Origin of the sequence: Streptomyces sp. NBC_01618, from assembly GCF_045209435.1 — a bacterium.
In the GTDB taxonomy this organism is placed as follows: domain Bacteria; phylum Actinomycetota; class Actinomycetes; order Streptomycetales; family Streptomycetaceae; genus Streptomyces.
Genome location: NZ_CP109297.1, coordinates 7,146,754 through 7,172,724, shown reverse-complemented (window position 1 = coordinate 7,172,724; position 25,971 = coordinate 7,146,754). Strand labels below are relative to the sequence as shown.

At 69.8% G+C, this 25,971-nt stretch carries 21 protein-coding genes, 1 pseudogene and 1 riboswitch; of the genes and pseudogenes, 1 reads left to right on the top strand and 21 read right to left on the bottom strand.

Going from position 1 to position 25,971, the window contains the following annotated elements; translation table 11 throughout:
* Positions 1 to 147 precede the first annotated feature (147 nt).
* Entirely contained in the window at positions 148 to 1,077 is a 930-nt protein-coding gene (locus OH735_RS33325) for a peptidoglycan DD-metalloendopeptidase family protein (protein WP_406385368.1), read from the bottom strand.
* A gap of 5 nt (positions 1,078 to 1,082) precedes the next feature.
* Positions 1,083 to 1,237: riboswitch (cyclic di-AMP (ydaO/yuaA leader) on the bottom strand.
* A 293-nt stretch (positions 1,238 to 1,530) separates the two neighbouring features.
* Positions 1,531 to 3,631 (bottom strand): annotated as a pseudogene (locus OH735_RS33320) (alpha-galactosidase).
* A 226-nt stretch (positions 3,632 to 3,857) separates the two neighbouring features.
* On the opposite strand from OH735_RS33320, the gene OH735_RS33315 reads away from it, so the two are divergent.
* Complete coding sequence (locus OH735_RS33315) at positions 3,858 to 4,670, top strand: tyrosine-protein phosphatase (protein WP_406385367.1); 813 nt, start codon at positions 3,858 to 3,860, stop codon at positions 4,668 to 4,670.
* A gap of 23 nt (positions 4,671 to 4,693) precedes the next feature.
* On the opposite strand, the gene OH735_RS33310 is transcribed toward OH735_RS33315, so the two are convergent.
* From OH735_RS33310 to OH735_RS33220, 19 genes are all read right to left on the bottom strand, one after another.
* On the bottom strand, positions 4,694 to 4,861 hold the full coding sequence (locus tag OH735_RS33310; protein WP_406385366.1) for a DUF6126 family protein: 168 nt from the start codon (positions 4,859 to 4,861) through the stop codon (positions 4,694 to 4,696).
* 31 nt (positions 4,862 to 4,892) lie between these two features.
* Complete coding sequence (locus tag OH735_RS33305) at positions 4,893 to 5,501, bottom strand: helix-turn-helix domain-containing protein (protein WP_406385365.1); 609 nt, start codon at positions 5,499 to 5,501, stop codon at positions 4,893 to 4,895.
* A gap of 66 nt (positions 5,502 to 5,567) precedes the next feature.
* A complete protein-coding gene (locus OH735_RS33300; RefSeq protein WP_406385364.1) occupies positions 5,568 to 6,965 on the bottom strand; it encodes an aspartate aminotransferase family protein in 1,398 nt (465 codons plus the stop codon).
* A complete protein-coding gene (gene dxs, locus OH735_RS33295) occupies positions 6,962 to 8,863 on the bottom strand; it encodes a 1-deoxy-D-xylulose-5-phosphate synthase (protein ID WP_406385363.1) in 1,902 nt (633 codons plus the stop codon). Before dxs ends, OH735_RS33300 begins: the two co-directional genes overlap by 4 nt.
* Positions 8,864 to 8,888: 25 nt before the next feature.
* Positions 8,889 to 10,055, bottom strand: a complete 1,167-nt coding sequence (ispG, locus tag OH735_RS33290; RefSeq protein ID WP_406385362.1) for a flavodoxin-dependent (E)-4-hydroxy-3-methylbut-2-enyl-diphosphate synthase — start codon at positions 10,053 to 10,055, stop codon at positions 8,889 to 8,891.
* 4 nt (positions 10,056 to 10,059) lie between these two features.
* Positions 10,060 to 11,079 (bottom strand): adenosyl-hopene transferase HpnH, encoded by a 1,020-nt coding sequence (hpnH, locus tag OH735_RS33285; RefSeq protein WP_406385361.1) that lies wholly within the window; start codon positions 11,077 to 11,079, stop codon positions 10,060 to 10,062.
* A gap of 5 nt (positions 11,080 to 11,084) precedes the next feature.
* Entirely contained in the window at positions 11,085 to 11,744 is a 660-nt protein-coding gene (locus OH735_RS33280; protein ID WP_406385360.1) for a 1-hydroxy-2-methyl-2-butenyl 4-diphosphate reductase, read from the bottom strand.
* Positions 11,744 to 13,744, bottom strand: a complete 2,001-nt coding sequence (gene shc / locus OH735_RS33275) for a squalene--hopene cyclase (RefSeq protein ID WP_406385359.1) — start codon at positions 13,742 to 13,744, stop codon at positions 11,744 to 11,746. Before shc ends, OH735_RS33280 begins: the two co-directional genes overlap by 1 nt.
* 107 nt (positions 13,745 to 13,851) lie before the next feature.
* Entirely contained in the window at positions 13,852 to 14,952 is a 1,101-nt protein-coding gene (locus tag OH735_RS33270) for a polyprenyl synthetase family protein (RefSeq protein WP_406385358.1), read from the bottom strand.
* Complete coding sequence (hpnE, locus tag OH735_RS33265) at positions 14,949 to 16,337, bottom strand: hydroxysqualene dehydroxylase HpnE (protein ID WP_406385357.1); 1,389 nt, start codon at positions 16,335 to 16,337, stop codon at positions 14,949 to 14,951. Before hpnE ends, OH735_RS33270 begins: the two co-directional genes overlap by 4 nt.
* A 118-nt stretch (positions 16,338 to 16,455) precedes the next feature.
* Positions 16,456 to 17,376, bottom strand: coding sequence for a presqualene diphosphate synthase HpnD (hpnD, locus tag OH735_RS33260; RefSeq protein WP_406385356.1), 921 nt, complete (start codon positions 17,374 to 17,376; stop codon positions 16,456 to 16,458).
* A gap of 29 nt (positions 17,377 to 17,405) precedes the next feature.
* Positions 17,406 to 18,326: a squalene synthase HpnC gene (gene hpnC / locus OH735_RS33255; protein ID WP_406385355.1), complete on the bottom strand. Its 921-nt coding sequence runs from the start codon at positions 18,324 to 18,326 to the stop codon at positions 17,406 to 17,408.
* Positions 18,327 to 18,772: 446 nt separating this feature from the next.
* On the bottom strand, positions 18,773 to 19,558 hold the full coding sequence (locus OH735_RS33250; protein WP_406385354.1) for an ABC transporter ATP-binding protein: 786 nt from the start codon (positions 19,556 to 19,558) through the stop codon (positions 18,773 to 18,775).
* Entirely contained in the window at positions 19,551 to 20,480 is a 930-nt protein-coding gene (locus OH735_RS33245) for an ABC transporter permease (RefSeq protein WP_406385353.1), read from the bottom strand. The genes OH735_RS33250 and OH735_RS33245 overlap by 8 nt, the downstream gene beginning before the upstream one ends.
* A 104-nt stretch (positions 20,481 to 20,584) precedes the next feature.
* The gene (locus OH735_RS33240) at positions 20,585 to 21,457 is read right to left on the bottom strand and encodes a glycosyltransferase family 2 protein (protein ID WP_406386854.1); all 873 of its coding nucleotides are present in this window, start codon (positions 21,455 to 21,457) and stop codon (positions 20,585 to 20,587) included.
* A gap of 8 nt (positions 21,458 to 21,465) precedes the next feature.
* Complete coding sequence (locus OH735_RS33235; protein ID WP_406385352.1) at positions 21,466 to 22,245, bottom strand: CDP-alcohol phosphatidyltransferase family protein; 780 nt, start codon at positions 22,243 to 22,245, stop codon at positions 21,466 to 21,468.
* Positions 22,223 to 23,284 carry an iron-containing alcohol dehydrogenase family protein gene (locus OH735_RS33230; RefSeq protein WP_406385351.1) on the bottom strand — a complete coding sequence of 354 codons (1,062 nt, stop codon included), beginning with the start codon at positions 23,282 to 23,284 and terminating at the stop codon, positions 22,223 to 22,225. Before OH735_RS33230 ends, OH735_RS33235 begins: the two co-directional genes overlap by 23 nt.
* Positions 23,272 to 24,009, bottom strand: coding sequence for a sugar phosphate nucleotidyltransferase (locus OH735_RS33225; protein WP_406385350.1), 738 nt, complete (start codon positions 24,007 to 24,009; stop codon positions 23,272 to 23,274). Before OH735_RS33225 ends, OH735_RS33230 begins: the two co-directional genes overlap by 13 nt.
* Positions 24,006 to 25,778 carry a DUF5941 domain-containing protein gene (locus OH735_RS33220; protein WP_406386853.1) on the bottom strand — a complete coding sequence of 591 codons (1,773 nt, stop codon included), beginning with the start codon at positions 25,776 to 25,778 and terminating at the stop codon, positions 24,006 to 24,008. Before OH735_RS33220 ends, OH735_RS33225 begins: the two co-directional genes overlap by 4 nt.
* Positions 25,779 to 25,971 lie beyond the last annotated feature (193 nt).

Here is a 25,971-nt window from a genome sequence, read left to right as displayed (position 1 = left end):
AATAAGGGGTTGACGGGTGGTGAGATAGACCACCCGGTCAGGTTTTGGTAAAGGAGGAATAAGCAGCAGGGGCGGTGCGCCGCCGCGCACCGCCCCTGCTGTGCAACTCAGGTCATTCCGTGTTGCTCAACTGCCCGTTCGTTCGGCTCAGACGTAGATGCCGTGCGAAGCCAGGAAGGCGATCGGGTCGATGTCCGAGCCGTACGCCGGGCCCGTGCGGACCTCGAAGTGCAGGTGCGGTCCGGTGGCGTTGCCGGTGGCGCCGGAGAGGCCGACCTGCTGACCGGTGCTCAGGGGCTGGCCCGCCGAGACGGAGATCGAGGACAGGTGGCCGTACTGCGAGTAGTGACCGTCGGCGTGCTTGATGACGACCTGGTTGCCGTACGCGCCACCCCAGCCGGCGGTGACGACGGTGCCGGAGGTGATGGCCTTCACGCTGGTGCCGGTGAAGACGGGGAAGTCGATCCCGGTGTGGCTGCCGCTGGACCAGTTGGAGCCGGAGGCGCGGTAGCCGGTGGTGTGGTTGCCGGGGACCGGGTGGGCGTAGCCGGAGCTGTTGCTCTGAGCGGCCGGGGCGGAGGTCTTGGACTCCGTGACCGTCGACACCTTGGCCGGGGCGGACTTCTTCGCGACCGACGAGGGAACCGAGGGGGCCTTCGACGGGAGGCCGGCGCCGGTACCGGCGCCGGTGGGCGCGGAGTCGCCCGACGCCTTGCCGCCGAGCGTCAGCTTCATGCCCGGGAAGATCAGGCCGGGGTCGTCGCCGACGACCTTGCGGTTGTCCTGGTACAGCTTCTGCCAGCCACCGTCGATCTTGTGCTCGGCGGCGATCTTGGACAGCCAGTCGCCGGAGACGACGGTGTACGTCGTGGTGGCGGCCTGCTTCTGCGCGACCGGCTTGGCCGAAGCGGCGTGCGTGGCGGCGGAGACCGACTGCGGGGCGGCGGCCGGGGCGGCGTTGGCACCGGTGGCGCCGAGCAGCGGCAGCGCGATGACGGCGCCGCCGGCGCCTGCGGCGGCGACGCCACGGGCGATGGCGCGGGTCTTCGTACGACGGTGCTTACCCGATATGGGCATGAAGTGGTTCCTCTCCGGCGCCTACGAAGTGAGCTGTCGGGTTCGGGCTGGAGCTGCCCGGCCGCGCTGAGCGCGACTTCACCCCGAGCCGGCCGGATTTCTCCGATCGGCGGCCTACCTGGTTCCCCCGCTCCTGCCACACGATGAGTGGATGCGAATTCCGGTCGGCGGCAGGATTAGGCGGTCCGTCCGGATTGACGGTGACCGTAAGCGAGTCGGGACGGCGAGAACAAGCCAATGGTTCCGTTCCGGAATCCGCGTCAGGAATTCGGTGCGGAATTCCGGTCACACTCCGTGGATTAAGGATCTTGGCATTCCGCGCCGCGCACGGAATGCCCGACCGCCCCGCCAGCACGCACCGTCACGGATATGATTCCGCTCACGAACGGGCAACCATCTGCCGCACACATAGGGCAAGTTCCGCTAAATCAACCCATTCCGGACATGTCATGCTCATCGTTCGCGTCGGAGCCTCAGCACCCGTGCATCGAGGTCCCGCCGAAGCCCGGTCTGCAGCCCCTGATGAAGCAGTGCCGAACCGTGGTGCACCGCCCCCGTGTCCAGGCAGGTGTACGCCGCCGCGGGGTCCAGTCCGCGCAGTCGCAGGGCCGGGGGCCGCTCCCCGTACCGCTGCGCCTCCAGCCACATCAGGACCACGGCCTCGTCCCCGTGGACATACTGGACCGCGCTGAGCCCACCGCGCGGGGCGCGCAGCCGGTACAGCGAGCCGTGCTGCACCACCGGCCGGATCTCCTTGTAGAGATCGACCCAGGCCCGCGCCTCGGCCAGCTCCTCCTCACTCCACTCGGTGAGGTCACCACCGACCCCGAGCACACCGGCCATCGCACTCACGAAACGGAAGCGCAGTGAGCTGACCCGGCCGTTGAGCTGGACGTTGGGGCTGTCGGTGACCCAGGCGGCCATCACCCGGGCCGGATGGATCTGGCCGAAGCCCTCCTGGATGGCGAGACGGTCGAGCGGGTCGGTGTTGTCCGAGGTCCACACCTGGTCCGCACGGGACAGAATCCCCAGATCGATCCGGCCGCCGCCGCCCGAGCAGGACTCGAAGGCGACCGAGGGGTGCGCGGCCCGGAGCCGGTCGATCAGCGCGTACAGGGCGTCGACATGCTCGATCCAGAGCTTCTGCGGATACTCCTCGCCCGGCCGGCCCGCGTCGGTGAAGGAGCGGTTGAAGTCCCATTTCACATAGTCGATAGGCGCGCTGGACAGCAGTGCGTCCAGCTGTTCCCAGAGATATTCGCGCACATCGGCACGGGCCGGATTGAGCACCAGTTGATTACGGAACTCGGTCCGCGCCCGCCCGGGGAAGTGCTGCACCCAGTCGGGGTGCGCACGGTAGAGATCACTGTCGGCATTGACCATTTCCGGCTCGACCCAGATACCGAACTGCATGCCGAGACCGTGCACTTCGTCGGCGAGCGGCCCCAGCCCGCCGGGAAAGCGGTCCGGGTTCGGCGTCCAGTCGCCGAGCCCCGCCCGGTCGCTGGTGCGCTGCCCGAACCACGCGTCGTCCACGACGAACAGCTCGACGCCCATCGTGGCGGCACGCTCGGCGAGGGCGCGCTGCTGCTCCTGCGCGATGTCGAAGCCCATCGCCTCCCAGGACTTGTAGAGCACGGGCCGCAGACTCCCCGCGTCCGGGATCACGTGGGCCAACTGCCAGGCGTGCCAGGCCCGGCTCGCGCCGCCGAACCCCGCCGCGCTCCACAGACCGGCGAAGACGGGTGTGACGTACGACTCCCCCGGCGCGAGCAGCAGCAGCCCCGAGTCGTCGTGCCCGGCGCCGCCGGTGATCTGCACGAGCCCGTCGGGCAGCCGCTGTACGGAGATCCGCCACGACCCGGACCAGCCGAGCGCGCAGCCGTACACCTCGCCGCTCTCCTCGGTCGCCGCGCCGTCCGCGTCGAGTGCGACCCACGGCAGGTACTGGTGCCCGGTGTGGCCGCGCCTGCTGGAGATGACGCTCTCGCCGTACATCAGCTCCGCCCGGGCGAGCCGCGATTCCGCCGCCCAGCGGCCGTGCAGCCGACTCAGCCGCCAGCCGTCGCGGGCGGGCAGCACCCAGGCGGCCGCGTCGGCACGCAGCAGCTCCAGCGGTGGACCGTCCGGCCCGGCGTGGGCGACGGTGGCCAAGCGCTCGATGACGTCGGAAGTGTCCCGCATCCGGTAGTGCAGGGTCAGGGCGAGCCGGTGCACGGAGTCGGTGAAGCCGATGCGGAGTTCGTCCCCGTCCACCGTGGCGTCGGCGAAGGCCCACTCGGTGCCGCGGACCTCCGGGGTCCGTACCGAGAGGGCCGGGCGGACGAACCGGGGGCCGCCCTCGACCGGGTACTCCTCACGGCCGTCGAGCGGGGACTCGAAGCCCCGGGCGGGCTCGCTCCGGCTCCGCGGCCAGCGCCTCCACCGCGGCCAGGGAGATCCGCGGGCCCCAGTGCAGGTGGACCAGCTCGTCCCGCTCGGTGAGCCGCAGTGCGTAGCTGCTGCCCGCCCCGGTGAGCAGCCAGGTCCGGCCCTTGTCGCAAGTCTCGATCACCGCGCCCCCGCAATCCAACAGTTCCGCGCATCATCGACGATTTCCAGGTGGGCGGGCAACGGTCGGGCAAGGAATTCACCGGACGGATTCGCCGCAGGGGCAAGGCGGTTCGCCGGGGTATCGACAGGGAATGACCGAGATGATTGCCTGGGGAATCAATGTCGTATCGTCGCGGGAGTGGCCCAGTCGGCGACTCGCGTCGACGCCAGACACTCCAGGAGAAACTGTGACGCAGCAGTTGCCGCAGACCCCGTCGACGGAACCCGAGCTGGCGGGCGTCCGCAACTTCCGTGATGTGGGCGGCCTGCCCACCGTCGACGGCCGGCGGATGCGGTACGGACGGCTCTTTCGCAGTGGTCACCTCGCGCACGCCACCGCCGAGGACTCCGCCTTTCTCAGCGGTCTCGGTCTGCACACGGTTTTCGACTTCCGCAATGAGGCCGACCACCGGCTCGACGGCCGGGACATCGAGCTGCCCGGCGTGCGGAATGTCAGCATCCCGCTCTCCGACCCCGCCGACGGCGCCGAGTTCTGGCGACTGGTCCGCGACGGCGACCTCGTCCAGCTGCGCTCGATCCTGGCCGACGGCCAGGGAACGGACCGGATGACCGCCTCGTACCGCTCGATCATCCTGGACCGTACCGCCGAGCACAGCCGGGTGCTGCACGCCCTGGCCGAGGACAGCGTTCCGGCGTTGATGCACTGCGCCGCGGGCAAGGACCGGGCCGGTCTGTCGATCGCGGTGTCACTGCTCGCGGTCGGCGTCGAGCGCGACGCCATCGAGGCCGACTACCTGAAGTCCAACGATGCCCACCGCCGCTACAAGGTGCGCCGCAGCGACACCTCGGCGGACGGCATGTCGGCCGAGGTGATGGAGCTGCTCAATCCGCTCTTCGGCGCCCATGCCGACTATCTGGCGGCCGCCTTCGCCACCATCAACGAGACCTGGGGCGACACGGACCGCTATTTCTCCGAGGGGCTGAAGCTCGCTCCCGAGACCCGTGAGCGGCTGCGGGACCGGCTCCTCGACGAGGCGTAGCGCGAACCCCTCGGCGGCGGTGGTCAGCCCTTGCCGGCCACCGCGAAGAGCAGGTAGAGGAAGGCCGCGAGGATGTGTCCGGCGACGAGGTAGGCGAAGAGCCGGATCACCACGCCGCGCGGAAACTTCCGCTCCTGGGCCTCGTAGTTCTTGTTGGACCCGAGCGGGTCGTAGTTCTCTGAATCGGACATGGCAGTCCTCTCTGGCGGCCGGACGGGCCGGTCAGCGACGGTGGATGCCGCTGCCGAGACACAGCTCGGCGGCGGGGCTCTGCAGCAGGGTGTGGACGAAGAGCAGCTCGGCGCCGTCGTGGTCGACGGCCGCGATCCGGTGCGGGGTCAGCGAGTCGAAGTGCGCGCTGTCACCGGGCGCGAGATCGTGCACGGTGTCCCCGAGCGTGACCCGGAGGTGTCCGAGGAGCACGTACAGCCACTCCTCGCCGGGATGGACCCGTACGAGATCGCCCTGTGCGCCGTACGGAACCCGGACGCGCAGCGCCTGCATCGCCCGGCCGGAACCACCGGCCTGCTGGTACATCCAGCCGTCGGCCTCGGCCCCTTCGAACTTCCCGCCGCGGATGATCGCCTCCCGTTCCGGGGGCGTCTCGCCGAGCAGTTCGGAAACCGTCGTACCGTAGATCCTGGCAAGACCGAGGAGCATCGGCAGCGAGGGCTGCCGACGGCCCGTTTCGAGCCGGGAGAGGTGGGCGGGCGACAGCCCCGCCCGCTGAGCGGCGGCCTCCAGGGTGAGACCACGGCTGCGGCGCAGGTCGCGCAGTCGTGGCGCGACCCCGGGCAGCTCGTCGGCCGCCCCACCATCCGGAGTGTTCATGTACCCATTGGGCCAGGAGCTTTCCTCTGAGGCAAATTTATTACCTCAGAGGCAAAGCTCCCGGGATCAGCGGTTGGCGACGGCCTGTTTCACCAGGGTCCTGCCGAAGTCCCACATCAGTCCACCCCCGCTGTGTGCGTCGTCCATCACCTCGGTGAACGCCGTGACGAACCGGTCGACCTCCGGCTCCCCGATCACCAGCGGCGGAATCAGCTTGATCACTTCGAGATGGTCGCCCGAGACCTGCGTGAGGATGCGGTGCTTCTGAAGCAGGGGCACCACCACCATCTGCGCGAAGAGCCCCTTCCGGGCCGCCTGCAGCATGGCCCAGCGGCTGCGCAGCTTCAGTGACGACGGCCGGCCGAACTCGATGCCGATCATCAGCCCGCGGCCGCGCACCTCGTGCAGCAGCTCGTAGCGGTCGACCAGCGCGGCCAGCCGCCCGCGCAGCAGATCGCCGGTGCGGCGCGCGTTCGCGACGATCTCCTCGTCCTCCATCACGGCGAGGACCGCGAGCCCGGCGGCCATCGCCTGGGCGTTGGAGCCGAAGCTCGCGGAGTGGACCAGGACCCGGTCCATCGACGAGTACACCCGTCTGAAGATCCAGCCCTTGCCGAGGGTCGCCCCGACCGGCACATAGCCGCCGGAGAGGGCCTTGGCGACACAGACCAGATCGGGTTCGACCCCCTCCTCGTGCTGGTACGCGTAGAAGTCCCCGGTCCTGCCGAGGCCGGTCTGCACCTCGTCGGCGATGAGGAGCGCCTTGTGCTTGTGCAGCAGCTCCTGCGCGGCCCGCAGGAAGCCGGGCGGCGCGGCGTGGACGCCCTTGCCCTGGATCGGCTCGACGACCAGGGCCGCCACATCTCCGTGCTTCAGCTCACGCCTCAGCGCGTCGAGATCACCGAGTTCGATGGCGGTGTCGGGCAGCAGCGGGGCGAAGCCGTCCCGGAAGCCGCCTTCCCCGTTGACCGAGAGCGAGCCGGTCGTCAGCCCGTGGAAGGCGTGGGTGCAGTAGATGATCCTGGGCCTGCCGGTGGCGTACCGGGCGAACTTCAGCGCGGTCTCGACGGCCTCCGTACCACTGTTGCCGAAGAACACCCGGTCCAGATGCGGGCTGTGGACGAGCAGCTTCTCGGCCAGCAGCCCGGGCAGCGGCTGGCAGTCGAAGCGGGTGAGATCGGCGAGCGAGGCGTCGAGGACGTCGTGCAGGGCCTTGCGTACGACGGGGTGGTGCCGGCCGAGGCCCATCACTCCGAATCCGGCGAGCATGTCGAGGTAGTCGTTGCCTTCCGCGTCCCAGAAATGCGCGCCCTCGGCCCGTTCGTAGATCTTGTCGAAGCCGATGGTGTGCAGCATGCGCGGCAGTTGGTGATTGAGGTGTTTCGTGTGCAGTTCGTAGCGCTCCGCGCCGCGCTCCGCGAGGAGCTGCGCCAGATCGAAGCCCTTGGGCCCGTCGTCCTTCATGCCTCGCTCTCCTCGGTCCTTCTCGCTGCTTCCTTGCCGTCCAGTGCGGCGCTGATCCGCCCGGCGATCTCGACCGGGGTGAGCCCGATGTCGGCCAGCACCTCGCTGCGCTTGCCGTGGGCGAGGAACTGCTCGGGGATGCCGAAGGTGCGCAGCGGTACGTCGACCCCGGCATCCCGCAGCGCCTGCCCGACCGCCGAACCGACGCCCCCGGAACGGCTGTTGTCCTCGACGACGGCGACAAGCCGGTGCCGTTCGGCCAGCGGGGCCAGCTGTTCGTCGACGGGCTTGACCCAGCGCGGGTCGACGACGGTGCAGCCGATACCGCGGCCCGCCAGCAGGTCGGCGGCGCGCAGGCAGACCGGGGCGAGCACCCCGACGGCCACCAGCAGCACATCGGGGTCGTCCGCCCGGTGCAGGACGTCCATGGAGCCGATCCGGTCGATGGCCGGGACCGGCTCGCCCACCGATTCCTTGGGGAACCGGATCACGGTGGGGGCGTCGTCGATGTCGACGGCCTCGCGGAGTTCGGCCCGGAGTTCGTCGGCGTCGCGCGGAGCGGCGATCCGCAGTCCGGGGACGACCTGCAGCAGGGACATGTCCCACATGCCGTTGTGCGAGGGCCCGTCGGGTCCGGTGATCCCGGCCCGGTCGAGGACGAACGTCACCCCGCACTTGTGCAGCGCGACGTCCATCAGCAACTGGTCGAAGGCCCGGTTGAGGAAGGTGGCGTACACGGCGACGACCGGATGCAGTCCGGCGGTGGCGAGTCCCGCCGCACAGACCGCGGCATGCTGCTCGGCGATCCCGACGTCCCAGACCCGGTCGGGGAACGCCTCGGCGAACTTGGTCAGTCCGACGGGGTGCAGCATCGCCGCGGTGATGGCCACGACCTCCGGCCGCTCCGCGCCGATCGCGGCGATCTCGTCCCCGAACACCGAGGTCCAGGAGGGCGCTTCCGTCGGGACGAGCGGTGCGCAGGTCAGCGGGTCCATCGCGCCCACGGTGTGGAAGCGGTCGGCCTCGTCCCGGAGCGCGGGCGGGTAGCCGCGGCCCTTCTCGGTGAGGCAGTGCACCAGCACCGGGCCGTGGAAGCGTTTCGCCCGGTGCAGTGCGGACTCGACGGCCGCGATGTCGTGCCCGTCGACCGGCCCCACGTACTTGAGCCCGAGGTCCTCGAACATGCCCTGCGGGGCGAAGGCGTCCTTGAACCCCTTCTTCGCGCCGTGCAGCGACTCGTACAACGGCTGCCCGATGACGGGCGTCTGCTGGAGCACTTCCTTGCCCCAGGAGAGGAAGCGTTCGTATCCGTCGGTGGTACGGAGCGTGGCGAGGTGGTTGGCGAGGCCGCCTATCGTCGGGCCGTACGAACGCTCGTTGTCGTTGACGACGATGATCAGCGGCCGGTCCCGCGCGGCCGCGATGTTGTTGAGCGCCTCCCAGGCCATGCCGCCGGTGAGGGCGCCGTCGCCGATGACGGCCACCACATGGTCGCTCCGCCCCAGCACCTGGTGGGCCTTGGCCAGGCCGTCGGCCCAGCCGAGGACGGTCGAGGCATGCGAGTTCTCGATGACGTCGTGCTCGGACTCCTCCCGGGAGGGGTAGCCGGACAGGCCCCCCTTGCCGCGGAGCTTGGAGAAGTCCTGCCGACCGGTGAGCAGCTTGTGCACGTAACTCTGGTGCCCGGTGTCCCACAAGATGCGGTCCGCCGGCGAGTCGAAGGCCCGGTGCAGGGCGATGGTGAGCTCCACCACCCCCAGGTTCGGTCCCAGATGACCGCCGGTCCTCGCCACTGCCCGGACGAGGAACTGCCTGATGTCCTCGGTCAGTTCGTCGAGTTGCGCATCGCTCAGCGCCTTGAGATCGTGCGGCCCCCGGATGCTCTCCAGAATCGTCACGCTCGGCCCCCTCTCTGGTTCTGTTTCAGCTCACGGTGACGGCGGGAACCCCCGATGGAGTCCCCGCGCCGTCCATGCCCTCGGCGATCTTCTGGGCTTCTTCGATCAGCGTCTCGACGATCTTCGACTCGGGCACGGTCTTGATGACCTCGCCCTTCACGAAGATCTGCCCCTTGCCATTGCCCGACGCGACACCCAGATCCGCCTCACGCGCCTCACCCGGACCATTGACGACACAGCCCATCACGGCCACCCGCAACGGCACCTCCATGCCCTCAAGACCCGCACTGACCTGATCCGCCAGCTTGTACACATCCACCTGCGCCCGCCCGCACGACGGACACGACACGATCTCCAGCCGACGCTGCTTCAGATTCAACGACTCCAGAATCTGCAGACCGACCTTGACCTCCTCCGCCGGCGGCGCCGACAACGACACCCGGATCGTGTCCCCGATCCCCTCCGACAGCAACGCACCAAAAGCCACAGCCGACTTGATCGTCCCCTGGAAAGCCGGACCCGCCTCCGTCACCCCCAGATGCAACGGATAATCACACCGAGCCGCCAGCTGACGGTACGCATTCACCATCACCACCGGATCGTTGTGCTTCACCGAGATCTTGATCTCCCGGAAGTCATGCTCCTCGAAGAGCGACGCCTCCCACAGCGCCGACTCCACCAACGCCTCCGGAGTCGCCTTCCCGTACTTCTTCAGCAACCGCGCATCCAGCGAACCCGCGTTCACACCGATCCGGATCGGCGTACCCGCATCCTTCGCCGCCCGCGCGATCTCCTTCACCTTGTCGTCGAACTGCTTGATGTTCCCCGGATTCACCCGCACCGCCGCACAGCCCGCATCGATCGCCGCGAACACATACTTCGGCTGGAAATGAATATCCGCGATCACCGGAATCTGCGACTTCTTCGCGATCGTCGCCAACGCATCCGCGTCATCCTGCGTCGGACACGCCACCCGCACGATCTGACAGCCCGACGCCGTCAACTCCGCGATCTGCTGCAACGTCGCACCGATGTCCGACGTACGCGTCGTCGTCATCGACTGCACCGACACCGCCGCATCCCCGCCCACCGCAACCGACCCGACCTGGATGCGCCGCGAGTGGCGGCGCATCGCGAGCGGCCGGGCCGGCAGCTCGGGGAGACCCAGTGCGACCGGCTCTCCAGCGGTCATGACGTCACCGGCTCCCGGAGACGGTCTCGCGCGCGGCGCGCAGGGATTCCTTCAGCGATCCCATGGTGGCGAGGACGGCGGTGGGCTCGTAGCCGCAGTGCGCCATGCAGTTGGCGCAGCGCGGGTCCTTGCCGCGGCCGTACTTGTCCCAGTCGGTCTCCTCGATGAGTTCCCGGTACGTGGGGACGTACCCGTCGCTCATCAGGTAGCAGGGCCGCTGCCAGCCGAAGAGCGAGTAGTTCGGGATCGCCCACGCGGTGCAGGGGAAGTCCGCCTTGCCCTCCAGGAAGTCCAGGAAGAGCGGCGAGTGGTTCAGCCGCCAGCGGGACCGGTTGCCGCCCGCGAACGACTTCTTGAAGAGTTCCCGGGTCTGCTCGACGCCGAGGAAGTGCTCCTGGTCGGGTGCCTTCTCGTACGCGTACGCGGGCGAGATCATCATCTCGTCGACCTTCAGGTCGTCGTTGAGGTAGTTGAGGACCTCGATGACGGTCTGCGGGGTGTCGGTGTTGAAGAAGGTGGAATTCGTGGTGACCCGGAAGCCGCGTCGCTTGGCCTCCTTGATCGCCGCCACCGCCTCGTCGAACACGCCCTCCTTGGCAACGGATTCATCGTGCCGTTCCCGCAGCCCGTCGATGTGCACGGCAAAGGCGAAGTACGGCGAGGGCTTGAATTTCTCGATCTTCTTCCGCAGCAGCATCGCATTGGTGCAGAGGAAGACATACTTCTTCTTCGCCACCAACTGCCGTACGATTTCGTCGATCTGCGGGTGCATCAGGGGTTCGCCACCCGCGATGGAAACCATCGGGGCGCCCGATTCCAGTACCGCGCCGACAGCCTGGGCAACTGGCATGCGCTGCTTGAGAACTCCGGCCGGATGCTGGATCTTCCCGCAGCCCTCACACGCCAGATTGCAGGCGAACAAAGGCTCCAGCTCGACAATGAGCGGGAACTTGTCCCGCTTGCGGAGCTTCTGTTCAATGAGGTACGTCGCAACCTTGATGGTCTGACGGAGCGGCATGGCCATCTAGCTCACCTCCTGGGGAGCAGCAGAGATCGGTGCCATTCATAGAAAGCCGGTAGGACGGCACGGAGAACACGGAAAGCCGATATTCCACCGCGTATCGTCCCGATGCGGACGAGCTCGTGCTCCGGAGCGTCCACGACCACCCGTACGGCGGCAACCGGGCGCGGCCCGGACCGCAGGGCGGCGCGAAGGGTGGCGGCGGACTCCATGTCCACCGCGATCGCTCCGGTGGCCCGTAGCTCGGCCCGCTCATGTCCGCGTACGACATGGGCGGAGCCGGTCAGCGGACCGGTGTGGACGGTGCGGCCGGGCACCGTCCGGGCAAGGGCCTCGGCGAGCAGGTCCGTGCCGGTACAGGCCGTCGGATCCCCGGCTCCCCGGGTCTCGTCGGCAACCACCAGGTCCCCGGGGTGCATGCCGGGTGACAGCCCGGCGCAGAAACCCGAGGCGAGGACGGCCGTGCCGGGTGCCCGGTCCTGACCGAGCGCCTGTGCCACGGCCGCCTCGGCGGCCCTGGGGCCCATGCCCGTACGCAGTACGGTCACCGGGCCCGGAGCCGCGCCGGCCCTGCCTCTGCCGCTGCGCAGCGCGAACAGCTCGATGCCGAGCGCACAGGCGATCAGCAGCGGCGCCGCGGGGCCGGCCTGCCCCGGACCATCACCCATCAGGCCCCCTTGCGGGTGGCCGTGCGGTCGGCGAAGGGTTCGCCGTGCACGTAGCGCCCGAGTGCGGTGAGCGGGAAGACCTGCCGGTAGAGGTGGTAGTTGATGGAGAAGTCCCAGGGGAAGCCGGTGCCGGTGAAGTACGGCTCGTCCCAGGAGCCGTCGGCCTGCTGGGTCTCGGTGAGCCAGCGCACGCCCCGCTGCACTGCCACGCTGTCCCGCCGCCCCGCGGCGAGCAGCGCGAGCAGTGCCCACGCGGTCTGGGAGGCGGTCGAGGCGCCCTGCCCGATCCACTTCTCCTCGTGGTACGAGCGCAGGTCCTCGCCCCAGCCGCCGTCGTCGTTCTGTACGGACTCCAGCCAGCCGACCGCCCGGCGGATTGCCGGATGCGTGCCGGGCAGCCCGGCGGCCACCAGTGCCGGCACCACCGACCCCGTCCCGTATACATAGTTGACGCCCCAGCGGCCGAACCAGCCGCCGTTTTGGTCCTGTTCGGCCAGCAGCCACTCGATCCCGCGCCGGGTGGCGGGGTGCGCGGACCGTCCCTCGACGGCGAGCATCTCCACCACGTGCCCGGTGACGTCCGCGGACGGCGGGTCGATGACCTCGCCGAAGTCGGAGAAGGGCAGCCGGTTGGGGAAGGGACTGGTGTTGTCCGCGTCGAAGGCACCCCAGGCGCCGTTGCGGGACTGCATGCCGAGGTTCCAGCGCACTCCGCGCTTGATCGCGGCCTCGACCCGTGCCCTGTCGGGGTGATGGACCCGACGCAGCGCGAGGACCACCTCCGCGGTGTCGTCGATGTCGGGGTAGTTGTCGTTGTGGAACTCGAACGCCCAGCCCCCCGGGGCGAGTCGAGGGCGGCGTACGGACCAGTCGCCGGGCCGGACGATCTCCTCGCCGAGCATCCAGTCCGCGGCCTTCACGAGTGCCGGGTGGTCGGGGCGGACCCCGGCGTCGGCGAGGGCGATGGTGGCGAGGCAGGTGTCCCAGACCGGGGACTGGCAGGCCTCGATCATCCGGGCGCCGTCCTCGCGCCAGACGGCGAACCGGTCGAGCGATTCGAGTCCGGCCCGCATCACCGGGTGGTCCAGGTCGTAGCCGAGCAGGTGCAGCGCGATGACGGAGTACACGGCGGGCGGCTGGATGCCGCCCCAGCAGCCGTCGTTCTCCTGGCGTTCGATGATCCAGCGGGCCGCGGCGTTCATGGCGGACCTGCGCAGCTTGCGCGGTGCGATCCGGTGGTAGAGGTGCAGCGCCTTGTCGAGTCGCTGGAAGACACCGTCCCAGCTCACCGCCGGAGCGGTGCGTCCGGGCGGGTTCGGATGATGCGGATCAGTGTGCAGCTCGTCGAGTGCGAAGGGGGCCGGGCGCACCGGCCGCTTCGCCGAGACGATGGTGAGCGGCACGATGGTCTGGCGGGCCCAGCAGCCGAAGTCATAGATGTTGAGGGGAGCCCATTTGGGAAAGAACATCAGCTCGGGCGGCATCTGAGGCAGGTCTTCCCACTTCCACCAGCCGAAGAGGGCGAGCCAGATCCGGGTGAAGACGCGGCTCGCCGCGATTCCGCCCTGTTCCTTGATCCATCCCGAGGCCCGGGCCATGTGCGGTTCGTCCGGCCGGTCCCCGGCCAGCCGCAGTGCCACGTACGCCTCGATGGTGGTGGAGAGTTCGCCGGGGCCGCCGTGGAAGGTGGCCCAGGTGCCGTCGCCGAGCTGTTCGCCGCGGATGAAGCGGCCCGCCGCCTGGACGACTGCCTGGTCCTGGATGCTCAGGAATTGACGGAGCATCAGGTCTTCGGCGTCCATGGTGACGTTGGTGGCGAGGTCGCCCTTCCACCAGCCCTGCTCGTCCTGCCTGCCGAGGAGATGCTCCACCGAGCGTTCCGCGGCCCGCCGCGCGGCGGCCTGTACGTCGTCCGCGGCGATGGTTGTGTCGGTCGGAATGCTGGCCGAGGCTGCGCGGGGGTTCACAGCCCCGGTGCTTCCGTCGGTCGTCGCTGTCATGGCTTCCCCTTCGTGCAGTTTGGTCCTCTGCTGTGCTGGGGTCTCCGTCGGCCGGCGCCCGGACGGGCACCGGTCGGCGACTGCGAGTCATATGGAGCAGATAGTGATCATCTCTTTCGTACGACGACGAAGTCAGCGAGCGCCGTGAGCTGCGCCCGCACAGTGGGCGGCATGTCGACGCGGTGCAGTGCCTCGATGGCGACCGCATGCTGTCGACGGGCCTCCTGGGCGGTCCATTCACGGCCGCCCGCCTCCTCGATGAGCGCCGCGCGGGCGGCGAACTCCTCTTCGGAGAAGCTGTCGAAATCACTGCTCTTGGCGTCGGCGGCGAGCAGTTCGCCCAGGCGCTCCGAGGCGGGTCCGCCCGCGGCGAGCGCGGCGACGACCGGCAGCGACTTCTTGCGCTGGCGCAGATCGCTCCAGGTCTGCTTGCCGGTGGACTCGGGGTCGCCCCAGATGCCGAGCAGATCGTCGACGGCCTGGAAGGCGAGGCCGAGGTGGTGACCGTACGCCTCCAGGATGTCGGCGGTGCGGTCGTCGGCGCCGCCGAGGACCGCACCGATGGAGCAGGCGCAGGCGAGCAGGGCGCCGGTCTTGTTGCCCTCCATCTCCAGGCACTCCTCGACGGTGACCCGCTCACGGTGCTCGTAGGAGATGTCCTGGGCCTGACCGTCGATGAGCTTGCGGGTGGCGACGGTCAGCCGGCGGGCCGCCCGGCCCGCCTCGACGGTGCCGAGCTCCAGCAGGATCTCGTTGGCGAGCGCGAAGAGCGCGTCGCCGACGAGGATCGCCTGGGCGGGGCCGTGCACCTTCCAGACGGTGTCGCGGTGGCGGCGCTGTTCGTCGCCGTCCATCAGGTCGTCGTGCAGCAGCGAGAAGTTGTGCACGAGTTCGACGGCCACGGCGCCGGGGACGCCTGCCTCGGCGGTGGCGCCGGCCGCCTCCGCGGACAGCAGGGCGAGCGCCGGGCGGACGGCCTTGCCGCCGTCGCCCTCGGAGGGCCGTCCCTGGGCGTCGATCCAGCCGAAGTGGTAGGCGGCGACGGTGTCCATGGGCGGTGCGAGCCGGTCAACGGCGGCCCGGAGCACCGGCGTGGAAAGGGCCCGTCCGCGCTCCAGAAGCGCGGTGACATCCGTGTCGGCCACGGTGTCGAAAGCCGGGTTCGCCGGGGTCACTGACTCTCCTCTTGTTCCGGTGGTACTGCTCATGCCGCCTCCTGCAGCGGATGTTCATGGGAGCGGCCGAGTGCCCGGAGCGCGGCGTCCGCCGCGCTGAACCCGCTGCGGACGGCGCCCTCCATCGTCGCGGGCCAGCCGGTGGCCGTCCACGCGCCGGCCAGGCTGAGGCCGGGGACACGGGTACCGGCTCCGGGCCGCAGTCGGCCGACGCCGGGGGCGGGGGCGAAGGTCGCCGTGCGCTCCCGGGTGACGAAGAAGTCTCTGATCCCGGCCCCGCGGGCAGCCGGCAGGAGCCGCTCCAGCTCGGGCAGGTAGCGCCTTCGCAGCTCGGCGACGGGGAGGTCGATCTCCTCGTCCGCGGCGGACTGGGACACCGCGACGTACTGCCCGGGGCCGGTGAGGCCCGAGGCGTCCGTACGGTCGAAGACCCACTGGACCGGGGAGCCGAGCGCGGCGAAGAACGGGCGGCGCAGCACCTTGCGGTCGTAGACGACGTGCACGTTGAGGATCGGCGAGGTGCCGATGTCGAGCAGCCGTTCGGGCGCGTCGAGCGCCCCCGTGGGCAGCAGGTCGTGGGTCTCGCGCTGGGGGACGGCGAGGACGACGGTGTCCGCCTCGATCCGTTCGCCGCCGGCCTCGACGGCCCAACGGCCATCCTCCGTACGGGTGACGGAGGACGCTCTGGTGCGCAGCTCGGTGCGTACCCCGGCGGAGTCGAGTGCCTTGCGGGCCAGGGTGTCGTGGATTTCGCCCAGCGGCACGCTCGCCCAGCCGATGTCGGCGGCGCCGGGCTCGGAGAGGAGTCCGGTCTTGAACACCTTCGCGGCGAGGGCCAGCGAGGAGTTCGGCGCGGTGGCGTTGAGCGTGGCGACGCCGACCAGGTCCCAGAGGGCCTCGATGGTGCGCGGCGACTGGCCGTGCCGGGTGAGCCAGCTGCCGAAGTCGACGGCGTCCAGCTCGGGGTCGTCCGGGTCCAGGCGGCCCAGCGCCAGTGCGGCACGTCCGACGCTCGCCCGTTCGGCGAGCGAGAGATGCGGGTAGCCGACGAGTCCGGCGGCGAGGTGGAACGGCACCGGCAGCGCGTTGCGGCGCAGCCGTCCCAGCCGGGGACCCGCGGGGCGCCCGACATCGAGAACGGGCACGTCCAAACGGTTTTGCAGGGGCGCCAGGCGGGCTCCGTCGACGCGGTCGAGGAACCAGCGGTAGGCGGTGCAGCAGCGCAGGTAGACGTGCTGTCCGTTGTCGACCGTCAGATCGCCGCGCCGGAAGGAGAAGACGAGTCCGCCGAGCCGGGGCCGCCCTTCGAGCAGGGTCACGTCAAGCCTGGCGTCGGCGAGCCGCAGGGCCGCGGTGATGCCGGCGATTCCGCCGCCGATCACGACCGCGTGGGAGGGACGCGGGGCGTCGTTCGTCATGCGCCCTCCTTTCGCCGGGTCACTTCAGTCAGGGACGCGTCAGTACACCAGAGGGTTGACCACCGATGGAAGTGCGTTTCCATGCCGCACATGGTGCGCGAGATGTCCATGGGGCGCATCAGACACGCCCCCGGGCCGTCCGCCGGGAGACGTAGCGCGCGTCGAGACCCGAGAGTCCGCGCACCGCGACGTACGCCTTCTCGTGGCCCGGCAGCGAGACCCGGCCGCGCAGCACCGCCTCGGGGTCGCGCTCGATCCGGTCCAGCAGCCGGCGGTAGATGCCCGCCATGGCCGCGACACAGGCGCCGCTGCGCCGGTCCAGCATCGGCAGCAGCCGGTAACCCTCGGCGAACAGGGTGCGGGCGCGCCGTACCTCGAAGTGGACCAGGCCCGCGAAGTCCGCGCCGGGCGGCGGAGTGGCCCGGTGGAACCCGGCCGAGCAGCCGAACTTGGCGAGGTCGTCGGCGGGCAGATACGTACGCCCGTTGCCGGCGTCCTCGCGGACGTCGCGCAGGATGTTGGTCAGCTGGAGCGCGAGGCCGAGCGTGTCGGCGTACTCCGCTGCCCGGTCGGCGCCCGGAGCGCCCGGTTCCGTACCGAAGACGCCCAGGCTGAGGCGGCCGATGGCGCCTGCGACGCAGCGGCAGTAGACCTTGAGGTCGTCCCAGGTCTCGTACGTCGCGCCGCGCACATCCATCAGCACGCCGTCGATGAGTTCGTCGAGCCCGCCGAGCGGGAGCGGGAATCTGCGCGCGGCGTCGGCGAGCGCGACGGCCACCGGGTCGGTGTCGTCGTCGTCGATCGCGCCGTCGCGGATCCGGTCCAGGACGGTGCGGGTGCTCTCCAGGCGGGTCCGCTTGATCTCCGGCTCCAGCTCGCCGTCACCGATGTCGTCGACGCGACGGGAGAAGGCGTACAGCGCCGACATGGCCTGTCGCTTCTCGGCCGGCAGCAGCCTGATGCCGTACGCGAAGTTACGCGCCTGCTGTCCGGTGACCGCCTCGCAGTAACTGTATGCGGCCTGTACCGGTGCCGACATGTACGTCGTCTGTCCCTCCACGGTCCGGCTCACCCCTCTCTACGCGCTCTTCGCAAGACAACTCCCACCTCGCGCAGCAGGCTGGGCTTGGTGGGCTTGGGCGGTCCGGGCAGTACGTCGAACCCGGCGGCCGCGATCGCGGTGAGGGCGGCACGCCCCCCTCCCACGAATCCGGCGAGAAGCAGCTTGAGCCTGCCGTGGACGCTACCCACCAGGGGGGTGCCTTCATTCAGCAGTTCCCGAGCGCGTTCTGCTTCGTACGCAACCAGTGAACGCACCGATGCGCCCCCGGAGGGGGCGATCAGATCGGTTTCGCGGACATGGAACCGGGCCATGTCGTCCGCGGGCAGGTAGATCCGGCCCGCTGCGAGGTCCTCGGCGACGTCCTGGAGGTGCTCGACGATCTGCAGGGCCGTGCAGACGGCGTCGGAGCGGCGGATGCGTTCGGGGCTGGCGGTTCCGGTGATCTGCAGGACCAGCCGGCCCACGGGATTGGCGGAGAGCTCGCAGTAAGCGGCGAGCTCCTCGTACGTCCCGTAGCGGCGGACCTTCTGGTCCTGCCGGTTCGCCTCGATGAGGCCGAGGAAGGGTTCGGGGGTGAGCGAGCAGCGCCGCACGGTGGGGCGCAGCGCGCGGAGCAGGGGGTGGTGCGGGCCCTCGCCCGCGGTGTCGAAGACCCGGTGCAGATCGGCCTCGAAGGCATCGAGCATGGCGAGTCGGTCGTCGGTCTGCTCGGGGTCGAGGCCGAGGTGGCGGGCGTCCGCGCCGCCGGGGGCGAGGTCGCCGTCGCCGATGTCGTCGACGAGACGGGCGTAGCCGTAGACGGCCATCAGGTCGTCGCGCCAGGCGCGCGGCAGGAAGAAGGGGGCTACCGGGAAATTCTCGTCAGCGGCCTTGTCGAGGGTGCTGGGCGCGGCGGCATCGCGGTGCGCCTGCCGGGGAGGGGTCACCACCGACCGCCCGGCGCTGGGACGGCGTGAGCACCTCGGAGCTGGAGATCTTCCGTCATAGCCGTCACACCTCCCGTTCTACACTGCTGACCCAAAACATCCCATTCCGGACACGCCGCCCGCTCCACCGAGTGCGGAACACGCCGCCGGGCCGTGTGGCCAGGCGGTATCGCCCCACTTGCAACGAATCAACACCGGTACAGCTTACGTTGTACAACGCTCATCGATACGTCGGGGTGTTGCGCGCAGCGGAACAACGCGCTCCGCCCCGCCAACCTTCCCCGTGCGCAAGGAAATTGACGTCATCCGCCGGGAGGAGATCTTGTCCGGGGCGTACCGCCGGGCGTGCAGGCCGCCGCACGGGATCCTCGGCCCGGACACCGGCGCGGCCTCCGCCGGAACTCTCCAGCTGAGGCCGCGTCGGTGCCACGGGACCGAAATGCCTGCTATTTACCGGTCTCGCGCTCGTACGCCTTGAGGACCTCGTCCGTCGGGCCGTCCATCAGCAGCTCGCCCTTTTCCAGCCAGAGCACCCGGTCGCAGGTGTCCCGGATGGACTTGTTGCTGTGGCTGACCAAGAAGACCGTGCCCGCCTCCTTGCGGAGTTCCCTGATGCGCTTCTCGGAGCGGATCTGGAACTTGCGGTCACCGGTGGCCAGCGCCTCGTCGATCATGAGGACGTCGTGGTTCTTCGCGGCGGCGATGGAGAAACGCAGCCGGGCGGCCATGCCGGAGGAGTACGTCCGCATCGGCAGGGTGATGAAGTCGCCCTTCTCGTTGATGCCGGAGAAGTCGACGATCCCCTGGTAGCGCTCGCGGATCTCCTCGCGCGACATGCCCATCGCGAGGCCGCCGAGCACAACGTTGCGCTCGCCGGTCAGATCGCTCATCAGCGCCGCGTTCACCCCGAGCAGCGACGGCTGGCCGTCCGTGTACACCTTGCCGTGCTCGGTCGGCAGCAGTCCGGCGATGGCCCGCAGCAGGGTCGACTTGCCGGAGCCGTTCGTCCCGATGAGGCCGATGGCCTCGCCTCGGTAGGCGGTGAAGGAGACGCCGCGGACGGCGTGCACCTTCCGTACGCCGCGCGCCTCGCCGTTGCCGCGGCGCAGTATCCGGCTCAGCGCCGCGGTGGCGCTGCCCTTGCCTCCGCCGGCACCGTTGACCCGGTACACGATGTGCACGTCGTCGGCGATGACGGTGGGGACGCGCCCTGAAGTCTTGTCGTCAGCCACGGCCGTACCGTTCCTCTGCCTTCCAGAAGTACACGAAGCCCACCAGGCCGACGAGGACCGCCCAGGCGAGCGCCACGATCCAGACGTGCGCCGGCAGGTTGCCCGAGCCGTAGCCGTCGATCAGCGCGAAGCGGATCAGGTCCATGTAGACGGCCGCCGGGTTGTACTGCAGCACATCGGCGATCCAGGCCGGCTTGTCCTTGAGCATCACCGGGATGGAGAACATGACGCCCGACGCGTACATCCAGGTCCGCATGACGAACGGCATGAGCTGGGCGAGGTCGGGGGTCTTGCTGCCCAGCCTGGCCATGATCAGCGCCAGGCCGGTGTTGAAGAAGAACTGCATGGCCAGCGCCGGAATGATCAGCAGCCACGAGAGACTCGGGTAGCTGCCGAAGCCGACGGCCACGGCCGCGAGCACGATCATCGAGTACATCAGCTGCTGGAGCTGCTGCAGCGAGAACGAGACGGGCAGCGAGGCGCGCGGGAAGTGCAGCGCCCGGACCAGCCCCAGGTTGCCGGAGATGGCCCGCACCCCCGCCATCACCGAGCTCTGGGTGAAGGTGAAGACGAAGACGCCGGTCACCAGGAACGGGATGAAGACCTCCTGGGTCATTCCCCTCCTGGTACCCAGGATCATCCCGAAGATCAGGTAATAGACCAGAGCATTGAGCAACGGCGTGGCCACCTGCCACAGCTGTCCGAGCTTCGCCTGGCTGTACTGGGCGGTCAGCTTCGCCCTGGAGAACGCCATGATGAAGTGGCGGCGGCCCCAGAGCTGCCGGATGTACTCGAAGAGCCCTGGCCGGGCGCCGCTCACCGTCAGGCCGTACTTTACGGCCAGCTCGGCCGAGCTCAGGCCGTCGTCGGCGGATGGTGGGGTGCTCAGTGCGACCGCACCATCGTGGGTTGTGTCACTCACCAGATGAAACTCTCGTATTCATGCGCAGCCAGTCGCGGGCGCGGCTCGGAGCGGACAGGTCCCGAAGGAAGGACGTACGTCCCATGCTCTCAGAGGAGAGCCTCTCAGATCACGGGAGGTCGGCCGAGTCTGGTCAGCCGCCAGACCGTGCGCCACCTCATCGGACGGCGGGTGCCGCAGGGCGTGGACCAGCCTTCCCGGAAGCCGCCGAACCATGCCTTCAGGGCCGGGCCGGAGGGCTTGCGGAGCAGGGTCAGCAGCAGCCACACGCCGAGGTAGACGGGGACCAGCGGGGCGGGCAGGTTGCGCCGGGCCAGCCACACCCGGTTGCGGGCCACCATGCGGTGGTACACCGCGTGCCGGGACGGCGCCGTGGTCGGGTGGTTGAGGACCATGTCCGCGCGGTAGTCGATCATCCAGCCGGCGTCCAGTGCCCGCCAGGCGAGGTCGGTCTCCTCGTGCGCGTAGAAGAACTGGCCCGGCAGCGGCCCGACGTCGACGATGACCTTGGTGCGTACGGCGTTGGCGCCGCCGAGGAAGGTCGTCACCCGCGAGGAGCGCATCGGGTCGGAGGCCCGCAGCCGCGGCACGTGGCGGCGCTGCGTGACACCGGTGTCGGGGTCGGCGATGCGGAAGCTGATGATGCCGAGCTCGGAGTCGGCGTCGAAGGCCTGTCGGCAAAGCTCGGCGGTGTCGGTGAGCGGCAGCAGTCCGTCGTCGTCGAGGAAGAGCAGGGCGTCCACATCGGCGCCGGACGGGCCGAAGGCCTCGATCCCGACGTTGCGGCCGCCGGGGATGCCCAGGTTCTCGGGCAATTCGACGGTGCGTACGCCCGCGGGGACGTCCGGTACGGGAGCGCCGTTGCCGACGACCACCACCTCGATCCGGTCGCCGTCCTGCTTGGCGACCGAATCGAGGAGGGCACGCAGCTCCGCGGGGCGGTTGCCCATCGTGATGACGACCACGCCGAGCTTCATCGGATTGCTCACTTCAGCCTGCTCGACGCCAGGATCGACACGAGGTGCAGCAAGGTCTGCAGCAGGGCGATGCCGGCCAGTACCGCGACCATGAGACGGCTGAAGAACAGATCGTCCCTGACCGCGTCGAGGACCGCCGCCACCAGGATCACCAGCGACGCCTCGATGCCGAGGATCAGCCGGTGGAACTTGAGCGCACCGGCGGCCCGGCGGGCGAGCGCCATGCCGGACGAGCGCGGCTCGGAGGCCGCCTCCTTGACCGGCGGCAGACCGCCCTGGTGGCGTGCGACGCCGACGAGGTCGGTCTCGGCCTTGATCAGAATGGCGCCGAGGGCCGCCAGAGTGCCCAGGAAGGCCCACAGCCAGTCGATCCGTCCGGAGCCCCACGGATCGGCGGCGCGCAGGCCGAAGCCGACCAGCACGGCGGCGTCGCAGAGATACGCGGCGACGCGGTCCATGTAGACCCCGGCCAGTGAGAACTGCTTCTTCCAGCGGGCCACCTCGCCGTCGACACAGTCGAACAGCAGGTAGAGCTGGACCATGAGGACGCCGAGCAGCGCTCCGGGAATGCCGGGAACGAGCAGCGCCGGCGCGGCGAGCGCGCCCGCGACGGTCATCACGTAGGTCAGCTGGTTGGGCGTGATCCTGGTGTTCACCAGGTGCCGGTCCACGCACAGGGAGATCTCGCGCATGTAGAGCCGACCCGCCCAGTGTTCGCCGCTGCGCCGGTCCTTCACACCCGGCGGGTGCACGACGGGACGGAGTTCAGCTATGGATGGCTTTTGCATAGTCGGCGTACGCGTCCCTGATCTGGTCGGTGGACAGGTTGAGGTGTTCCAAGATCGTGAAGCGTCCCGGGCGGGTCTGCGGGGCGTAGTCGACGGCCTGGACGAACTCGTCGACGGTGAAGCCGATCTCTTCGGGCAGGACGGGCAGCTCGTGGCGGCGCAGGGTGGCCGCCATGAGCAGCGACTCCGCGCGCGCACCGCGCAGATACATGGCGAAGCAGGCGCCGAGGCCGACCTGTTCGCCGTGGCTCGCCGCACGCTTGGGGTACAGCAGGTCGAAGGCGTGGTTGATCTCGTGGCAGGCGCCCGATGCGGGCCGGGAGTCCCCGGCGACCGACATGGAGATGCCGGTCAGCACGAGGCCCTCGGCCAGCACCTTGAGGAAGGCGTCGTCACCGATCCCGCCGGGGTGGCGCAGCACGGCCTCGCCGGCCTGCCGGGCCATCGCCGCGGCGAGTCCGTCGATCTCCTCGCCCCTGACCTCGTGGGCGAGTTCCCAGTCGGCCACGCAGGAGACGTTGGATATCGCGTCGCCGATGCCGGAGCGCACGAAACGGGCCGGCGCCTCGTGGACGACGTCGAGGTCGATGACGACGGCGATCGGGGTGGGGACGCCGTAGGAGCCCCGGCCGTTGTCGTTGTCCAGGGTCGCGACGGGCGAGCAGAGACCGTCGTGCGCGAGGTTCGTCGCCACCGCGACCATGGGCAGGCCGACGCGTGCCGCGGCGTACTTCGCCACGTCGACGATCTTGCCGCCACCGAGGCCGACCACCGCGTCGTAGCGGTTGCCCCTGATGTCGTCGGCGAGCTTGACGGCCGAGTCGAGGGTGCCGTCGGTGACCGGGTACCAGTGGGCGCCCGGCAGCGCAGGGGCCAGCCGCTCGCGCAGGACCCGCCCCGAACCGTCGCTGATCGCGACGGCGAGTTTGCCGGAGGCGGAGATCCGCTGGTCGGCGAGGAGGCCGGCCAGATCGTCCAGGGCGCCGCGACGGATGTCGACGACGACCGGGGACGGAATGAGTCGGGTCAGTACTGGCACGCGATCTCACGGCCCTTCGCGAGGTCGTCGTGGTTGTCGATCTCCACCCACGTCACTTCGCCGATGGGGGCCACGTCGACGGTGAATCCGCGGTTCACGAGCTCCTGGTAGCCGTCCTCGTAGTAGAGGTCGGGGTCGCGCAGATACGTGGCCTTCAGCGCGTCGGCGAGCTCGGCGGCGGCCTCCGGCTCGATGAGGGTGACGCCGATGTACTCGCCGGTCGCGGTGGCCGGGTCCATCAGCTTCGTGATGCGCCGCACACCCTTGTCGCCCTCGGTGATGACCTTCATCTCCTCGTCGGCGAGGTGCTTCACCGTGTCGAGGGCGAGGATGATCTTTCTGCCGTTGCCGCGGGCGGCGAGCAGGGTCTTCTCGACGGAGACCGGGTGGACGGTGTCGCCGTTGGCCAGGATCACGCCGCGCGTCAGGACGTCACGGGCGCACCACAGGGAGTAGGCGTTGTTCCACTCCTCGGCCTTGTCGTTGTCGATCAGGGTGAGGGTGACGCCGTACTTGGCCTCCAGCTCGGCCTTGCGGTCGTACACGGCTTCCTTGCGGTACCCGACGACGACGGCGACCTCGGTGAGGCCGATCTCCGCGAAGTTCGCCAGCGTGAGGTCCAGCACTGTCCTCTCGCCGTCGACAGGCACGAGGGCCTTCGGGAGCGTGTCGGTGTAGGGGCGCAGACGCCGTCCTGCACCGGCTGCCAATACGAGGCCGATCATGCGGGTTCTCCTTCGTCGTGAACGGCGGGTGCTCCGGAGGACACCCAGAAGCGGATGGACTCCACGAGGACCACGAGTGCCACAGCCGCTGCGAGCGCGGTCAGTGCCACGGTGAAAGCTGAATGCCGGGTGAATACGGCGGCGAGTACGGCCACCACCAGGGTGCGGCCCTCGTGCCCACCGATCGTGCGTACCAGCCACTGGGGCGGCGCGCCGGTGCCGCCGCGGATGCGGTACACGGTGTCGTAGTGATGGTAGGCGACGGCCGAGACGAGTCCGAAAGCTGCCGGAAGGGCTCCCGGGACATCGCTGCGGGCGGCGAGGACGAGGATGGTGCAGTACTCCGCCGCCCTGAATATCGGGGGTACGAGCCAGTCGAGGGCGCCCTTGAGCGGGTGGGCCACCGCCATGCCCGAGCAGATCGCGTAGAAAACCGCGGCGAAGATCATCTGCTTGCTGCCGAACGGCTGCTGCAGCGCGGCGGCGATCAGTGCCCCCGCGCCGACGAGCGCGATCACGGGTGCGCTCCAGGCGCCCCCGATCCGCGGGCCCCACGCCGCCACGATCTGGGCGAGGGGACCGGAGTCGGTCAGGTCGGCGAGTGCGCGGGCGGCTCGGTCGGTGCGCTCCGCCCTGCGGGTCAGCGAACGCAGCAGGCGGCCCGCCGTGGTGTAGCAGGCGGCGAAGCCGCAGCCGATGAGGAGAGCGTAGAAGACGATCCGGGGCGTGGTCACCGCGGTCAGTACCGCGATCAGCGCCCAGCGCTCGCCGATCGGCAGCACTATCATCCGGCGCAGCCAGACCGTCCAGCCGACGCTGTCGAGCCGGTCGGAGAGGGCTGCCGTGGGGCTCGAATTGGCCACCGCGTCGTGGTTGGCCTCGTTGAACGAGAAGTCGATGACATGGCGGCAGGCCTGGAGCACCATCGCGCCGAGGGCCAGTGCCCAGACGTCGTCGCCGCCGCGGGCGGCGCCGAGTGCGAGGCCCGCGTAGTACGCGTATTCCTTGGCCCGGTCGAAGGTGGCGTCCAGCCAGGCGCCCATCGTCGAGTACTGCAGCGAGTAGCGGGCGAGTTGCCCGTCGGTGCAGTCCAGGACGAACGAGAGGAGCAGCAGCAGTCCGGCGGCGATGTAGCCGCCGCGGGTGCCGGTCGCCGCGCTGCCCGCCGCGACCAGCGCGGTGAGCAGGGACGCGGTGGTGACCTGGTTCGGGGTGAGGCCGCGCCGGGCGCACCAGCGGGCGATGTAGCGGGAGTACGGGCTGATGAAGAACGTGGTGAAGAAGCCGTCGTGGGCCTTCACGGCGCTGCGCAGCCGTACCGCCTCGTCGTCGACCGCGGCGAGGTCGCTGTGCGCTGTGGCGCGGGAGTATTCGTCGACCGGTACGGCGGCGACCAGCGAGCCGAGCTCGGGGCGCTGCACGGGGGTGCCTTCGGCGTCCATGGTGACGGCGAGGCGGCCCGGGACGGTGCGGTCGGTGACCGTCGCCGTGGTGCCCACAGCGGTCGGGACGCCCGCGCCGACGGCCGTGGCGGTGGTGCTAAGGGCCCGGACGAGCGCGGGGCGCGCCTCGGACTGCGCGGTGAGCGCGCCGGGCACGGTGGCGGCGGGGAAGCGCGGGTCGGTGAGTCCGAGCCGCAGGGCGTGGACGTGACCGACGAAACGGGGGTCGACCAGTGCGACGCGGCGGTCGGCGGGGACCTCGGCGAGCAGCCGTGCGGCCTGAGTCACATCGGCGGCGACCTGTACGTCGAAGCCCAGCGACCGCAGATCGTCCGCGAGCGACGATCCGGGTACCGGTGCACCGGTGAGGATGGCGGTCGACAGACGAACTCACTCCTTGGTGCTGACGGGGTCGGCGCGCGACAGTGCGGCCCGGAAGCGGGCCGGCGGCACGTCGGCGCATCGGCAGAGGCTATCGGATGAACGGAAGTGGGACTTCACTGCCCGTTTGTGCTCCGTT